The organism is Paraburkholderia monticola (assembly GCF_001580545.1).
Classification (GTDB): Bacteria; Pseudomonadota; Gammaproteobacteria; order Burkholderiales; family Burkholderiaceae; genus Paraburkholderia; species Paraburkholderia monticola.
On the sequence record NZ_LRBG01000037.1, the window covers coordinates 356,141 to 371,739 of the forward strand.

The 15,599-nt window shown below is 59.8% G+C and carries 14 protein-coding genes and 1 pseudogene; 7 read left to right on the plus strand and 8 right to left on the minus strand.

Annotated elements, in window-relative coordinates; translation table 11 throughout:
* The first annotated feature begins 36 nt into the window (after positions 1 to 36).
* The 5 genes and pseudogenes from CI15_RS37810 to CI15_RS25660 all read left to right on the plus strand — a co-directional run bounded on the left by CI15_RS37810 (position 37) and on the right by CI15_RS25660 (position 4,099).
* Entirely contained in the window at positions 37 to 291 is a 255-nt protein-coding gene (locus CI15_RS37810; RefSeq protein WP_062133048.1) for a DEAD/DEAH box helicase, read from the plus strand.
* Between the two features lie 189 nt (positions 292 to 480).
* A pseudogene (locus CI15_RS38210) lies at positions 481 to 567 on the plus strand (hypothetical protein); the annotation flags it as partial.
* Between the two features lie 6 nt (positions 568 to 573).
* On the plus strand, positions 574 to 801 hold the full coding sequence (locus CI15_RS37815) for a hypothetical protein (RefSeq protein ID WP_062133051.1): 228 nt from the start codon (positions 574 to 576) through the stop codon (positions 799 to 801).
* Positions 777 to 1,412, plus strand: coding sequence for a helicase-related protein (locus CI15_RS37820; protein ID WP_062133053.1), 636 nt, complete (start codon positions 777 to 779; stop codon positions 1,410 to 1,412). Before CI15_RS37815 ends, CI15_RS37820 begins: the two co-directional genes overlap by 25 nt.
* A 5-nt stretch (positions 1,413 to 1,417) precedes the next feature.
* On the plus strand, positions 1,418 to 4,099 hold the full coding sequence (locus CI15_RS25660; protein ID WP_062133056.1) for an ATP-binding cassette domain-containing protein: 2,682 nt from the start codon (positions 1,418 to 1,420) through the stop codon (positions 4,097 to 4,099).
* On the opposite strand, the gene CI15_RS25665 is transcribed toward CI15_RS25660, so the two are convergent.
* On the minus strand, positions 4,084 to 5,079 hold the full coding sequence (locus CI15_RS25665; protein ID WP_082814300.1) for a KUP/HAK/KT family potassium transporter: 996 nt from the start codon (positions 5,077 to 5,079) through the stop codon (positions 4,084 to 4,086). The genes CI15_RS25660 and CI15_RS25665 overlap by 16 nt on opposite strands.
* 169 nt (positions 5,080 to 5,248) lie before the next feature.
* On the opposite strand from CI15_RS25665, the gene CI15_RS37470 reads away from it, so the two are divergent.
* Positions 5,249 to 5,650, plus strand: a complete 402-nt coding sequence (locus CI15_RS37470; protein WP_063910571.1) for a hypothetical protein — start codon at positions 5,249 to 5,251, stop codon at positions 5,648 to 5,650.
* Here CI15_RS37470 and CI15_RS25675 read toward each other — a convergent pair.
* From CI15_RS25675 to ligD, 3 genes are all read right to left on the minus strand, one after another.
* A complete protein-coding gene (locus tag CI15_RS25675) occupies positions 5,647 to 6,453 on the minus strand; it encodes a tetratricopeptide repeat protein (protein WP_174543266.1) in 807 nt (268 codons plus the stop codon). The genes CI15_RS37470 and CI15_RS25675 overlap by 4 nt on opposite strands.
* A gap of 29 nt (positions 6,454 to 6,482) precedes the next feature.
* A complete protein-coding gene (ku, locus tag CI15_RS25680) occupies positions 6,483 to 7,409 on the minus strand; it encodes a non-homologous end joining protein Ku (RefSeq protein ID WP_062134173.1) in 927 nt (308 codons plus the stop codon).
* A 77-nt stretch (positions 7,410 to 7,486) separates the two neighbouring features.
* On the minus strand, positions 7,487 to 9,997 hold the full coding sequence (ligD, locus tag CI15_RS25685) for a DNA ligase D (protein WP_062133058.1): 2,511 nt from the start codon (positions 9,995 to 9,997) through the stop codon (positions 7,487 to 7,489).
* Between the two features lie 687 nt (positions 9,998 to 10,684).
* Between ligD and CI15_RS37825 the strand changes: the two genes are divergently transcribed.
* A complete protein-coding gene (locus CI15_RS37825) occupies positions 10,685 to 10,903 on the plus strand; it encodes a hypothetical protein (RefSeq protein ID WP_062133059.1) in 219 nt (72 codons plus the stop codon).
* A gap of 345 nt (positions 10,904 to 11,248) precedes the next feature.
* On the opposite strand, the gene CI15_RS25695 is transcribed toward CI15_RS37825, so the two are convergent.
* The 4 genes from CI15_RS25695 to mmsA form a co-directional block, all read right to left on the minus strand.
* On the minus strand, positions 11,249 to 12,310 hold the full coding sequence (locus tag CI15_RS25695; RefSeq protein ID WP_062133060.1) for a maleylacetate reductase: 1,062 nt from the start codon (positions 12,308 to 12,310) through the stop codon (positions 11,249 to 11,251).
* Positions 12,311 to 12,348: 38 nt separating this feature from the next.
* Positions 12,349 to 12,645 carry a Dabb family protein gene (locus CI15_RS25700; RefSeq protein WP_062133061.1) on the minus strand — a complete coding sequence of 99 codons (297 nt, stop codon included), beginning with the start codon at positions 12,643 to 12,645 and terminating at the stop codon, positions 12,349 to 12,351.
* Positions 12,646 to 12,790: 145 nt separating this feature from the next.
* Positions 12,791 to 14,002 (minus strand): multiple monosaccharide ABC transporter permease, encoded by a 1,212-nt coding sequence (mmsB, locus tag CI15_RS25705; RefSeq protein ID WP_082814301.1) that lies wholly within the window; start codon positions 14,000 to 14,002, stop codon positions 12,791 to 12,793.
* A complete protein-coding gene (gene mmsA, locus CI15_RS25710; RefSeq protein ID WP_062133062.1) occupies positions 13,995 to 15,533 on the minus strand; it encodes a multiple monosaccharide ABC transporter ATP-binding protein in 1,539 nt (512 codons plus the stop codon). The genes mmsB and mmsA overlap by 8 nt, the downstream gene beginning before the upstream one ends.
* Between the last annotated feature and the right edge of the window lie 66 nt (positions 15,534 to 15,599).

The following is a 15,599-nucleotide window of genomic DNA, read 5'->3' on the forward strand; positions in this document are numbered from 1 at the left end:
TTGCTGCGCCGCTGGCGCATGCAACCGGCAAACTCCATGACCGACGCCACGACCACGCGCGACACGAGCACCTGCCTCAACGCGACGCGCAAAACTCTGCGCACCGTGTTCGGCATCAGCCGGTTGCGCCCCGGTCAGCAAGACGTCATCCGCAGTGTGCTCGAACGGCGCGACACGCTCGCCGTGGTGCCGACGGGCGCGGGCAAATCGCTGTGGTACCAGTTGCCCGCTCTGCACCTCGACGGCTGGACGCTCGTGGTGTCGCCGCTGATCGCGCTGCTGAAAGACTAGTTCGACAAACTGCGCGACGCCGGCATCGACGCGTGGCGGATCAACAGCACGGTGCCGGCCGCCGAACTGCGCGAGACCTATGAAGCTATGAAGCGTTGCGCGACGAGCGTCCCGGCATTGTGTTTGTCACGCCGGAGCAACTGACGCGGCCGGAGGTGATCGACGCATTGCACGCGCGCTCAGCAACGCATCGAATACGTTGTCGTCGACGAGGCGCATTGCGTATCGCGGTGGGGGCACGACTTTCGCCCGGCATTCCTGCGCATCGTCGATGCCGTCAAGATGCTCGGCAAGCCGCCGATCCTCGCACTGACCGCGACGGCGACGCCCGACATCCGCGAGGACATCGTGCGCTCGCTCGGTCTTCGCGAACCGCGCATCGTCAACACCGGCGTGTATCGCGCCAATCTTCACTATCGGGTTACTCAGGTATCGGTGGGAGGCGGGCGCGTCAGCGCGCATCGACGCGCGCGAGAGACGCCAAGATGGCCGCGTTGTGTACGCTGCTAGCGAGTGAAACCAGCAGAGGCATCGTCTACACGGCGACCGTGCGTGAAGCCGAGCAAGTGGCGGCGACGGTACGCGGCTGGGATGTTGCCGCGGCCTGCTATCACGGGCGCATGTCCGCGCGCGAGCGGCACGCTGCGCGGGACCTTTGCGTGGCGGGCGACGTGAGCGTGATGATCGCGACCAACGCCTTTGGGATGGGTGTCGATATCTCCGACATCCGCTTCGTCGTCCATTACCAGATGCCGGGTAGCATCGACGCTTACTATCAGGAAAGCGGACGCGCGGGGCGCGATGGCAACGTCGCACGTTGCGAGCTGCTGTTCGATATGAACGATCGACTCGTACAGCAGTTTCTCGCGCTGGGCCGCTATCCCGATGCCGCGCTGCTGCGCCGCGTCCGCGACGTGCTCGCGCAGTGCACGAAAGCGCGTCGTCCTGGCATAAGCGCACGCGAACTGCTCGCCGACCGCCCCCGATCCAGACTGTGTTCTCGCATCTCGCTCAGGATCCACTGCCCTGTGCATGTCGCCAGATTTTCTCACTGGGCCCTGGCATGTTCCGTGCGTCATCAGTATTCACGCAGCCATCCAGGCCGCGCTGACCGCTATTGATCTACATGGGCGCCATCCGCAGCAAACCAGCTCAAACTCCCTCCAACGACGCCGCTGGCTTCGTGCGCGTGCGCGGCGCACGCGAGCACAATCTGAAAAACATCGATGTGCAGATTCCCCGTGATGCGCTGGTCGTCTTCACTGGTGTGTCCGGATCGGGCAAATCGTCGCTGGCATTCGGCACGTTGTACGCCGAAGCGCAGCGGCGCTATTTCGAATCGGTCGCGCCGTATGCCCGGCGCCTGATCGAGCAGGTCGGCGTGCCCGAAGTGGACGCGATCGAAGGGCTGCCGCCTGCGGTCGCCTTGCAACAGCAACGTGGCGCGCCGAGCGCACGTTCATCGGTGGGCAGCGTCACCACACTGTCCAGCCTGGTGCGCATGCTGTATTCGCGAACTGGTGACTATCCCCCGAAACAGCCGATGCTGTTCGCCGAGGACTTCTCGCCGAACACGGTGCAAGGCGCTTGCTCGATCTGCCATGGGCTCGGCCGCGTGTACGAGGTCACCGAAAAATCCATGGTGCCCGACGACTCACTCACCATCCGCGAGCGGGCAATCGCCGCGTGGCCGCCAGCCTGGCACGGGCAAAATCTGCGCGACATCCTGGTCAGCCTCGGCTACGACGTCGACACGCCATGGCGCGATCTACCGAAAAAGGATCGCGGGTGGATCCTTTTCACCGATGAACAGCCCACCGTGCCCGTCTATGCCGGCCTCACGCCGAAGGAGACCCGCGCCGCGCTCAGGCGCAAGGACGAGCCGAGCTATCAGGGCACCTTCACGGGCGCGCGCCGCTACGTGTTGCACACATTTGCCAACACTCAAAGCGCGTTGATGAAAAAGCGCGTTTCGCAATACATGATCAGCAGCGTTTGCCCGGCTTGCCATGGCAAGCGACTCAAGAAAGAAGCGCTGTCGGTGAAATTCGCCGGCCTGGATATCGGCGCGTTCGCTCAGTTGCCGCTAGCCAGACTTGCCGAGATGCTCGAACCGATCGCGCGCGGCGAATGGCCCGATCTGGATGCCGCTCGTTCGGGCAAAGACGCTGGCAAAGGCAGCATGCTGAGCAGGAGCGCCATGCGCGATGCCGTCGATAAACGGATCGCCGCAGGCGGTTCCGCGCATAAAGCCTCACCCGACGTGCGGCGCACACCCAACCTGTCTGAGGAAAAACGCGTCGCCGCGCAACGCATTGCAGCCGAGTTGCTTGAACGCCTGACGACTCTGGTCGATCTGGGTCTGGGCTATCTCGCGCTGGAGCGCAGTACGCCCACCCTTTCGTCCGGCGAACTGCAGCGCTTGCGACTCGCCACGCAATTGTCGTCGCAGTTGTTCGGCGTCGTGTATGTGCTCGACGAACCGTCGGCCGGTTTGCATCCAGCCGATGGTGAAGCGCTCTACAGCGCACTGCAAGCGCTGAAGGCGGCGGGCAACTCGCTGTTCATCGTCGAGCACGATCTGCAGATGATGCGCCACGCCGACTGGCTTGTCGACGTCGGTCCGTCGGCGGGGGAGGCAGGCGGTCATGTGGTCTATAGCGGACCGCCCGCGGGGCTTGCAACGGTCGAGGCATCTCAGACACGCCGGTATCTGTTCGCGCGGCTCGCCTCTGTCAATCGCACGCCGCGCGAGCCCGCGGGCTGGCTGCGGCTCGTCAATATCACCCGCAACAATCTGCATGGGCTGAACGTCGCATTTCCGCTCGGCTGCCTGAGCACCGTGACGGGCGTGTCGGGTTCGGGCAAATCGAGCCTCGTGAGCCAGGCGCTGACCGAACTGGTCGCTAGCCGGCTGGGACGGATCATCGAAAGCCCGGACGAAGAAGATCAGGACCCGCTGCTCGCCACAGCGACAGTGCCGACGAGCGGCCATATCGCCGAGGGCATGGATGCGCTCCGGCGGCTCGTACGCGTCGACCAGAAGCCGATCGGGCGCACACCGCGCTCCAACCTCGCCACCTACACGGGGCTTTTCGACCACGTGCGCAAGCTGTTCGCGAACACGCCCGACGCCCGCAAGCGCCGCTACACCGCAGGGCGCTTCTCGTTCAACGTCGCGCAAGGTCGCTGCCCGACCTGCGAAGGCGAAGGGTTCGTCAGCGTGGAACTGCTTTTTCTGCCGAGCGTCTATGCACCCTGCTCGACCTGTCACGGCACCCGCTACAACACATCGACGCTGGAGATCACGTGGCGCGATAAAAACATCGCGGAGGTACTTGGGCTGACTATCGACGCCGCATGCGATTTCTTTGCCGACGAAGCAGGCGTGATGCGTGCGCTCACCGCACTACGCGATATCGGCCTTGGCTATTTGCGGCTCGGTCAGCCAGCCACCGAGCTATCGGGCGGCGAAGCGCAGCGCATCAAGCTCGCGACCGAACTGCAACGCGCGCAGCGTGGGGAGACGTTGTACATCCTCGACGAACCGACTACCGGCCTCCACCCCGCGGACGTCGACCGACTGATGTTGCAGTTGCAGGCACTCGTCGACGCGGGCAATACGGTAGTGGTGGTCGAGCACGATATGCGAGTAGCCGCCCAAAGCGACTGGATTATCGACGTTGGGCCGGGAGCCGGCGGCGCCGGCGGGAAGATCGTGGCGAGCGGCAAGCCCGCCGAAGTAGCAGGCGAAAAGGAAAGCCGCACGGCCCCGTATTTGCGGCAACACATTCAAAGCGCGATCTGAACACCTAGTTCTACGACATCTTCGGGCCGAAGCCCGTAGTATTCAGCGCTGGTGGCTGAATGGAACGACATTTGTCCAAACAAGGCTTCGCGCCAACGCATCAACGCACCATGCGAACAACCCTTAGCGACTTCATCTCGTGGCAAAAAGAACGTCGTATGCGCGGGGTCATAGTTCCAGTTGCCCAACCGTCCATTCAGTGATTCGAGCAGCGCCGGCAAATTCATGCGCTCAACAAATCCGTGATGCGCAATGATCTCGTAGCAGCCCTTGCCGAGATCACGAATTTCAATGCGGGTTTCCTCGTCGATGCGAGGCGCCGACTCCGACAGGTTCGCAAAGATAATCGCCGTCTCGTGCAACACGCCGTTGTGCCGGATATTGCTTTTAAGTGCTGCCGGAGTCATACCTGCCCTGTTTCCCGGGTAGACGGCCGTTCCCCGTACTCGCGCAAGGCGATCCCCGCTGTTGAGCGCATCACGCAGGAACACATCCAATGGCTCGGTACGGTCGGCGTGAATCGCCGCGAGCTCGCGCCCGCGATTCCAAATCGACATCAGCACGAAGAGGAGCAGACCCACCGTGACCGGGAACCAGCCGCCGGAAGGAATCTTTGGAATATTCGCGGCCACCAGTGTAAGGTCGACCGCAAACAATGGTGCGCTGACGAGCGCGACGCACCACGCAGACCAGCCCCACACGTTGCGCGACACACTGACCATCTGGATTGTCGTGACCAGCATCGTGAGTCCAACTGCAATGCCATAGGCCGAAGTCAGCCTCGCCGAACTTCGAAAGACCAGCACCAGGAACAAAACCGACATGAAGAGGATTGCGTTGACGGCGGGCGAGTAGACCTGTCCCCGTTGCTCTTTCGATGTCTCGATGACTCGCACGCGCGGTAGAAAGCCGAGTTCGCCAACTGGATTAAACGTCGCACTGTGGTAGCGACAGTCCGCGACCCACCGCCTGGTCGTCAAGAACGCAACCCTCGAAAGCTTTCGTTCGAACCATCGACATCACGCACCACAGTGGCACGCTGATGGGAGTCGCGGTCTCACCATGGATACAGCATCACTGGCGCCGTCAAAGACCTGCGCTAAACTCTCAGAACAGTCGGCGACGCCTACTTACACGGAGACAGATGTCATGGAAGGCTCTGCATTCATCGCAGCCACCCGACAACTGGTGGCCGCCGCCGAGATTCTAGCCATGGCCGGTCCTCCAGACTGGCGGTCCGATGCGTCCGAAATGCACGCGTTCTTTCGCCAACACGAGCGTACTTGTCTCGGTTTGGATGCCGTCGAAACGTCCGATGACGAGCTGTTCGCGCGCACCAGTCACGCCGCACTTACTATGGCTGGACGTAATGAGTTTGCCGCGTCGCACGCGCTTCTCAAGCAAGCCCGTTCGCTTTTGACCGCTACAAGAAAGCCGCTGCTACAAGCGGCAGATGCAATGTGCTCATCTATCTCTCTGACGAGAATTTTGCAACGTTCGTCGACACTCAGGTTTCGTCTGGACGCTTTGCCTCGCGCGGGTGCCGTTTAAGTTGTCAACCTGCGATATGCGCTCAAATGGCGAACCAGGCCCTGTGGGTCGCCACGTCTTTCGAGCAGGATTGCGAGATTGTGGTGGGCATCCGCGTACGACGGGTCGAGCTCCAGGCAGCGTTTATAACTTCGCTCGGCCTCGTCAAAGCGGCCTAGCTCCTCTAACGCAATTGCGCGATTAAAGTGCAACACGGCATCGTTGGGGAAGTGAGCTAACGCTGCGTCGAACACACCTAGCGCATCTTCGCACCGGGCTTCGAGTTCGCACAGAAGCGCGCCGAGGTCCACGTAGGCCGCATAGAAAGGCTGTGGCGATAGTGCTATGGCCTTCTGGTACGCCCGTTCAGCACCGCTCACATCGGATGGTCTCAGTTGCTCGCCGAGGTCATACCATTCCTGCGCCTGGTGCGCGAGATTCTTCTGCGCGGGAGTGGAGTCCAGAAAGACAACATCGCCTTTGATTTCCGCGACTTCGAAATCCAGGAGGAACTGACCTGTCGCGGCGTCCCATTGCGAGGGGCCGGTTCGCACAGCCACATCGTTGCCAATCGCCGATATGCGAATCCCCGTGAGCGGCAATTCGTCTGGCAGCTCGTCTCTAAGCCTCGAGAGGGCGGTGATGATTTTGCGCGGCGGTATGCGGGCATCTCGTAACTGCAACGCCGTACGCAGAAGTACAACATCCTGGAACGTGAAGCGGTATGCGTTTCGTGGACCCCGTGACGGTTCGACGAATCCCGCAGCAATGAGCCCCGAAACCACACTTCGGGAGACGCCCAGCATGGCCTGCAATTCGCGCATCGAAATCTCGCGCGCGGCGACTTGTGGTGTCACTTGCGTGCCCGGACCTTTGCAGGAGCTTCAGCGGGCGCCTTGGCTGCACGCGCCGCTGGCTTGCGCGTTTTGGGCGCCACGGGTAGCTCGGCAACGGGCTCCGCGCTCTTGCTGCGCCTTGGTGCTGGAGCTGCTTTCGCTTTCGCACCGCCCTTTAGACTGGCGCGCAAGGCATCCATCAGGTCGATGACCTGTCCGCCGCCGGCCAGTTCTTCGTCAGCCTCATGAACGACGACCTGCTTGCCTTCAATTTTTTCGTCGATGGCCGCCAGGATGCGCTTCTTCTCTTCGTCCTCGTACGCCTTCGGGTCGTAATTGTCTTCAGCACCCTGTTCGATAATCTGCAGCGCGAGCTTCATCTCGGTATCGGACACTTCGACGCGTTCGACATGCAGGTCAGCCAGCGAACGGACCTCGTCCGCATAAAGCAGTTGCTGAAAGACAAGCCCGTCTTCCTCAGGGCGCACCTGGACAATCCGGGTCCTTCCCTTGTACGCCCATTTCGCCAATGCGCAGCGTCCGCTTTGCGCGAGCGCCCGCTGTAACAAGCTGTACGGTTTCCCGCCCCGCTTGTCGGGCGCGATGTAATAGGCCTTATCGTAGAAGACGGGGTTAATCGCCTCTTCAGGGATGAAGGCCATTATCTCGACGACATGACTCGCAGCGTCTTCCAGTGCCTTTAGCTCGTCGCTGGTAAAGACCACGAACCTGTCCTTTTCGAACTCGTAGCCCTTATTCATGCTCGAGCGCTCGACGACAGCGCCCGTCTTCTCCGATACGTACTGTTGCTTCACTCGCGAACCGTCGGGCGCGAGCATGTGGAACCTGACATCGGACGAACTCTCAGTCGCGGTGTAGAGCTTCACCGGTATCGAAACGAGCCCGAAGGAGAGCGACAAGGAGGCGATTGAGCGGGCGGGCATGGAATTCTCCTCGCAGATTTGCGCGTTCGGCACGTCGCTCACGGAAGGCCCGTGCCGCCGCCGACCAGACGGTCGTTTCATTTTAGGAGCTTTATCGCCGATGCCAATGATTGCGCCGCCGACCAGTATTCGGCCCACGGGTCCTGCTGCTGGAAGCTGAGGTATTCGCGCGCCGTCTGGACGGTCCACTGCGAGCCGCTTTTGAGCTCGGACAGTTGCTCCCAGGAAACGGGCATTGAAACGCCCATCCCGGCCCGCGCCCGCGCTGAAAATGCCGCAGCGGTGGTCTGCGCCTTGCCGTTGCGCAGATAGTCGACGTAGACCTTTCCGACCCGGTTTGAAGCCCCGGACGTCGCCGAAAAGCGCTCGGGGATTGTCTTCGCGAGGTGCCGCACGAATGCCTGCGAGAACGCCTTGACCGCGTCGTAGCTCAACCGCGGCGCAAGCGGGACAATAACGTGCAAGCCCTTCCCACCACTCGTTTTCAGCCAGGCCTGCAGGCCGAGTTCCGACAACAGCGTATGAACGAGAAGCGCCGCCTCCTGAACGTACCCCCATTTCACACCCTCACCGGGGTCCAGGTCGAAGATGACCCGGTCGGGCTTGTCGAGTCGGCGGACCGTCGAATTCCACGTGTGAAACTCGACGACATTCATCTGTGCTGCCGACAGCAGCGCGTCGACGGTGCCGACCGTCAGCAAGGGAGGATGATTCGGCCACAGGCTCCGGTCGTGAGCCGTTAGCCCGGGCATGTTCGTTCTCTCGGCATGCTTCTGGAAGAAGAGCTGTCCCGCAATGCCGTCCGGTGCGCGGACCATCGCGAGGGGCCGGGCGTTCAAATGAGGCAGCATGCGCTCCGCAATGCTCGCGTAATAGCGGACCAGGTCGGCCTTTGTGACGCCCGTCGAGGGGTCGACGACACGCTCCGGATGCGTGATTTTCAGATTCGGCTGAGGTTCGGGCGCCCGAGTCTTCCCGCCCTCCCGGATGACGCCGGTTGCCGGCCTGTCGATTCGCAGGCCTCTGAAGGATGCTTGCCGGATGACGCCATCGGTCGTCCAGTCCGCAAATTCGACCTCGGCGACAAGTTCGGGGCGGACCCAGCGCTCGCTGCCGACCGAGCGCCGGGACCAGCGGCGCTGCCTGGCAACCGTGACGTCAAATGGTGCCGCATCCATTTCGAGCGGCGTCAGGCGTGCCCACAGGTCCCGCGCAGTCCTCGCGTCCCACCCGGTGCCAACACTTCCCGAATCGCGAAGCTCGCCATCGACGTAGTAGCCGAGCAGCAGGCTACCAACCTCGCCGTCCTTGCCGCCACGGGCAGTGAAGCCACAGATGACCAGTTCCTGCCGGAGTCGGGATTTCGCCTTGAGCCACGTCTGGGTCCTCCCCGATTCATAGGTTGCATCGCGGCGCTTGAGCATCAGGCCTTCAAGGCCCAGGCCCGAGGCGGCTTCGAACAACCGGGCGGCGGGTGCCTCGAAGTCCTGGCTGAAGCGAATATGTTCGCCTGCGCTTTCAAGAAGCTGCGCGAGAAGCGCGCGCCTCGCCCACAAGGGCACCTTCCTGAGGTCTTTCCCGTCGAGGTACATCAAATCGAAAAGGAAGTAGACGATGTCCTGGCTGGCGTTTCCGTCTATCGCATCTTGCAATGCAGCGAAACTTGGAATGCCATTTTTGAGGACAGTGATTTCGCCATCCAGCCATGCACTGTTGAGCGGAAGTTCCTCGACCTTTGCTGCGAGCGTCGGAAACTTCGCTGTCCAGTCATGGCCGCCGCGCGTGATAAGTCGCGCATGGCCCTTGGCGACACGCGACAGCATGCGATAGCCATCGAGCTTGGCTTCGGTTACCCAGTCGCCGCTTGACGGAAGAGAGGTCGCAAGGGTCGCGAGTTGTGGCTCAAGGTTTGCAGGCAGCGGCGCCGAAACCGCTGCGGAAAGGTCTAATTCCTGCGGCCCGGTGCGCGCGGGCCTGGCCGCCCTCGGCTCGCGGTCTTCAATTAGCCCCAGCGGCTTCGCAGTGACGCTATCCGGAAGCGCCTTGATGACATCGTAATCGGCCAGTGGCTGCGCCCACGCGTCCCGCTTCTTGAAAAGCATCCATTGGTCCTGCTTGTCATCGGCTTTCGATATCCGGACCAGCTCCCAGAGTCCTGCAAGCTTTTCGCCATGAAGACGGAAGACCAGCTTGCCGACCTTCATTCCCTCGTGTGGGTCGCCGACCGGCTCCCATGTTCCGCGGTCCCACACTATCACTGTGCCGGCACCATACTGCCTGCGAGGAATGGAGCCTTCGAATTTCGAATACTCGACCGGATGGTCCTCGACATGAATGGCCATCCGTTTCTCCTTCGGGTCGTAGCATGGCCCTTTCGGTACGGCCCACGACAGCAACACTCCATCCAGTTCAAGCCGGAAGTCGTAATGGAGTCGGTTTGCCCAATGCTTTTGCACGACAAAGCACAGCGGGAGAAGAGTGGCCGATGGTATGTCCGCCGGGGCCGCGGGCTCTGGCGTGGCCCTGAAGTCCCGCTTCGTCCTGTAGCGGGACAGAGGCGGAGATGTGATGACGCGCGCTGGGGCCATGACAGCAGTCGAGTGTGGCTAGCCTGGACGAGACTACAGACGAGACGCTGGACAGAAATCTGGAGCCCGCCTGAACCAGATGCTTGCGGGCATCGTATCTCTTCTTCAGCAAGGCCTGTCTACCGGCGGGAGCTTTAATTCGGGCGAGTTCTGGCGACGCGAAACCGAGCAGACGGCGTGCCCAACGGCCTGACGTGCCCGCGACGGCCCCCGCGCGCCCTATTGCCCGGTTTCATGCCTCACGATTCTTGACCGTTGGGTCGGACACCGAAATACTGTACATCCATACAGTATTTTGGGGTCAGCAGTGGTTCGTCGCACTCTTCCACAGGTGCCTTCGCCGACGCTGTCGGAACTGCGTCGGCTCTGGCGCCAACACCGGTCGGACAGCGAGTACGATAATGCCATTCGCCGTTTGATATTGGACGTCGTCAGGCTGCGCCAGCTTGTTGTTCAACTGGACGGACTTTGCGGCGCTGTGCAGCGAGCGTGGCGGGACGAGACCCGCTCGCAGCTTGTAGCCCTTGAACAAATGCGCATCATCTTTAATCAGGAGCGGTCACGAAATGGCGGCCTTTCGTCGGAACCGCCGCCAGCTCCGCCAGACGCAATGCGGCGATTTCCGTAGAATTCCACGAGTATCCCTACTCGAATCGCACCGCGCGATATCTCCGAGGTACAACGCTAATGCAACAAGAGTCGTACGTAGGTTACGCCATCTGGGGCCATGCAATTGCGCAGCAAGAAGACCTTCTTGAGCGAGAACGCTACGCTGCAAGTGGGACGATTACTCGAAATAGCAAGGTTATCCAGGCATCCGGCATCCTCGGCGTCTTCATGAGCGAACAGGAAGCCGAAGATGCAGGGTTATCGTGGGCCCGTGCCTGGGTGGACAATCACGGGTAGTCGCGCCCATCGATGGGTATCCGAGGGGCATCAGGAGCACATTGCGACCCAAGATGCTCCGATGCAGGGACGCAGTTCGTTGTGTTCGAATGCCTTCCAACAAGAGTCTTTTTCTTTGTCTTTACACAGCCTTATTAGACAGCAACAAACTTCTTCTTAACTAAATTAGGTATCAAGGTTTATACCTTACCGTTAGGCCGACCTTTACCGTAACCTCGGCCCCTCGACCCGCTGCGCGCGGGGCATGGAAATACGGTACGGCCGCCGTTCGACGGTCGCGGTCGAAGATGCTGTTTCCGAAATCGCGGCGCTCAGGACCCCGCCGCAAAATGAGTTGAGTGACTGTTATGCAGCAGGACGGGCACCTTCCCAGGCTCGCTGCAACAGCGCTCGGAGCGGCACCGCCTCTACCGGTCGCGGATTCCAATATGGGTTCGACAGGGCCACTTCGCACGCGTAGTCCAGGTCCGCTTCGCCAAGTCCAATTTCCCGAAGCCCTCGTGGCACCCCGAGTTCTTCGTTCAGTCGGTAAAGACCATCCGGCGCCGACTCTACATTTAGCGCCCTGGCGATTCTATCCATAGCATCTTCCGCTACGGAGCTGTTGTACGCAAGAGCGTGCGGCAGGACGATTGCATGCGTCTCTGCGTGAGGTAGATTGAACGTTCCGCCCAACGTATGACAAAGCTTGTGATGAAGGGCCATGCCAACATTCCCGAGAACCATTCCGCACAGCCACGCACCATAGAGACACTCACTTCGCGCCTCTTTGTCCTTGCTGCTTTTCTTTAGGCCACGGAGGCCGTTGGCGAGCGAGCGAATTCCTTCCTCTGCCATCATCGACATGACGGGATTACCGTCTTTGGCGTACAAACCTTCGGCTGCGTGAGCGATTGCATTCAGACCGCTGACAATCGAAAGCTTAACCGGCAGCCCAATCGTGAGTTCCGGGTCGTACAGAACTGTCCTAGGTATCACCTTCGCGTCGCGCCCGGTTTTCTTCAGGCCATTTTCTGTAATCCCGTAGATGGGAGTCATTTCAGACCCGGCATACGTCGTCGGTATCGCGATAATGGGTAACGACGATTCGAGCGCAATCGCCTTGCCGAGTCCAATCGTAGACCCTCCCCCGATAGCCACTGCACAGTCAGCGTTAACTGACTTGGCGTGTTCGCGCGCGCGGCGGGCGTTTTCGATGGGAACATGCATTTGCGCGCCATCGAAGACTCCTGCGCTCGAAGGACCCAGGAGCGAAGAAACCACCTCGGCTTGAGCCTTCTGCTCTGGGGTGCAGAGGACCAGTGCCCGGCGCGCGCCCAAGGTCTCGACTTCCTGTTGGACGAGCTTCATGCTCCCAGCGCCGAATACTACTCTCGACGACTGCGTGGTGTAGGTGAACTCAAACATAGGACTTGCTTCCTGTTTCATCAGGCAGTAACGGTGCCTTAGACGTAGTCGACCTGGTGGCGAGCAATGCGAACGTCACCCACGATTTGCTTCACGCGCAGATGCTCCGGGTGAAACGCATACGCATCGAGCGATTCCTGACTTTCAAATTCCGTGTACAGGACGACATCGCATGCGTAGTCCACGGCGCTCACGTCGAGCCCGACTTCAAGAGTGGTCAGCCCGGGAATCTTCCCGCTTAGGCTCTCGAACGCGGCTTTCACCAGCTGCGCAGCTTCTTTCTTTTGTTCCGGTGTTTCGCCGCGAACGTTCCACATCACAATATGCTTGACCATATCTATTTCCATTAGTGCTGCTGATTGACAGGCCAAATGTTCGGGATGCAATCTCATGCTTCAAGTCTGCATTTCAGCAGGGTTACACACCGACCCAGCGTTGCCCCGCTGACTTCTAAATCTGGTCTGTTTCAGGAATAGGCTGTTACGCCTTGTTTTTGTTGTAGACGTCGACGAACACAGCCGCGAGCAGAACGATGCCTTTGATGACCTGCTGATAGTCCACCCCAATGCCCATGATGGACATGCCGTTGTTCATCACGCCCATAATGAAAGCGCCCACGACCGCCCCGACAACCTTTCCGACCCCGCCGGATGCGGATGCACCGCCAATGAAGCATGCCGCGATGACATCAAGTTCGAAGCCAGTGCCGGCCTTCGGAGTGCCGCTGTTCAAGCGTGCTGCGAAAATCAGACCTGCCAGTGCGGCCAGGACTCCCATGTTCACGAAGGTCAGGAAGCTCACTGCCGGCACGCTGACGCCTGAGAGACGTGCGGCCTTCGCGTTTCCGCCAACCGCGTAAATGCGACGGCCGATGGTCGTGCGATTCATGATGAAGGTGTACACGCCAATCAATACGCCCATGATGACGAGCACGGTGGGCAAGCCGCGATAGGATGCAAGCAGGTAGCAGAAGAACACTATCAGGGCCGTAAGCACCACATTCTTCGTCACGAACATGGAGAAAGAACCGCTTTCGACCCCATGTTTGGCAGCACCCGCGCGATGCCGAAGCTCAATCACGCAGAACAGCACGCCGACAAGCACGCCGAGCAGGATTGAGGTGATGTGAAGACCTTGTCCATGAAAGACGTCCGGAATGAAGCCCGAACTCACCGCACCGAAAGCATCAGGGAACGGGCCAATGGACTGACCTTGCAGCACCAGGTTCGTCAAGCCTCGGAACACCAGCATGCCGGCCAGCGTTACGATAAACGAGGGCATGCGCCAAAACGCAATCCAGTAACCTTGAACCGCGCCAATTAATGCACCGGTCGCGATACAGATGATGGTCGCCCAGACATAGTTGACGTCATATTGCACCATCAGCACCGCCGCCAACGCGCCGACCAGACCTGCCGTTGAGCCGACCGAGAGGTCAATGTGGCCGGAGACAATCACCATGAGCATTCCCAGCGCCATGATGACGATGTAGCTGTTCTGGAGCACAAGGTTGGTCAGATTGAGCGGCTGCATCAATACACCGCTCGTTGAGACCTGGAAGAAAGCCATGATGATGACAAGCGAGATGAGTAACCCGTATTCGCTGCCAACGCGCTTGACCATGCCGAACAGTTCGCTTTTCTGCTTGAGCTCGGTGCCTTCGGCGGCCACCGGAGAGAGTGCCTTACGCATTTTGAATGTCTCCATTTCGCATAATCGCTCGCATGATGTTTTCCTGCGAGGCGTCATCTGCGGATAATTCGCCGACGAACCGGCCTTCATTCATGACATAGATTCGGTCGCACATGCCAAGTAGCTCCGGCATTTCCGACGAAATCATGACCACGCACTTACCTGCCGCAACCGCCTGATTCATGATGTTGTAAATCTCATACTTCGCGCCCACATCGATGCCTCGTGTGGGCTCGTCGAGAATCAACACCTCTGGTTCAGAAAAGAGCCATTTGCTGATGACGACTTTTTGCTGATTTCCGCCCGACAGGTTGCCAACAACGTGCGTCACGCCCTGCGCGCGAATCCGCAGTTTCTGGAGGAATTCAGTCGCGACATTTGTTTCCTCATGCTCGTTGACGACACCGAGCCTTGATACCCCGGAGAGATTCGCCAGCGTAATGTTTCGCTTGATGTTGTCGTCCAGCAGCAGACCGTTGCCTTTCCGGTCTTCAGTCACGTAGGCCACGCCCGCCTTGATGGCCTTCTTGACCGATGACGTGTCAACCTGTTTCCCGTGCATCAGTACTTGACCGGTGATATCCTGGCCGTATGTGCCGCCAAAAACACTCATGGCGAGTTCGGTGCGCCCCGAACCCATCAATCCTGCGATACCTACGATTTCGCCCTTGTGCGCTTTCAGATTGACGCCCTTGATGACTGCACGGTCTCTCTGGGTCGGATGTTGTACACGCCAGTCTTTCACTTCAAATATAACTTCGCCGATGTTTGGCGTTCGCGGAGGGTATCGGTCCGACATCTCCCGGCCAACCATCGCCTTGATAATGCGGTCCTCACTGACGCTATCGGCCTTACAGTCGAGGACGTCGACCGTTGAGCCATCACGGATAACCGTGATTCCGTCAGCGACACGTGAAATCTCGTTGAGCTTGTGCGAAATGATGATTGACGTGACGCCGCGCGCCTTAAGCTCTAGCAGAAGAGTGAGCAGCGTGTCGCTATCTTTCTCATTCAAGCTTGCAGTGGGTTCGTCAAGAATCAGCAAACGAACCTCTTTCGACAATGCTTTGGCAATCTCGATGAGTTGTTGCTTGCCAATCCCGAGCGTTCCGACCGCTGCGTCTGGAGAATCCGTCAAGCCCACCTTCGAGAGCAATGCCTTTGCCTTCGAACGCGAACTCTGCCAATCGATGACGCCGCGCTTCGACTGTTCGTTACCCAGGAAAATATTCTCGGTAATCGATAGCATCGGCACCAGGGCGAGTTCCTGGTGGATGATGATGATTCCGACCTCTTCGCTATCGGAAATATCGGCGAACGCTCGTTCCTGGCCGTCGTAGAGCACGTCACCTACGTAAGAGCCGTGCGGATAGACGCCGCTGAGGATTTTCATCAGGGTCGACTTCCCTGCGCCGTTTTCTCCACATATGGCGTGAATCTCGCCTTTTTGGACCTTCAGATTCACGTTATTCAGGGCTTTGACTGCGCCAAAACTCTTCTGAATTCCGCGCATCTCCAGAATGGTATCCATGGTCAAACTTCCTCCAATTGGTCACGCTCAGGACGTGCCTGCGTGAAGCGAGGGTTCCGCCGGAAG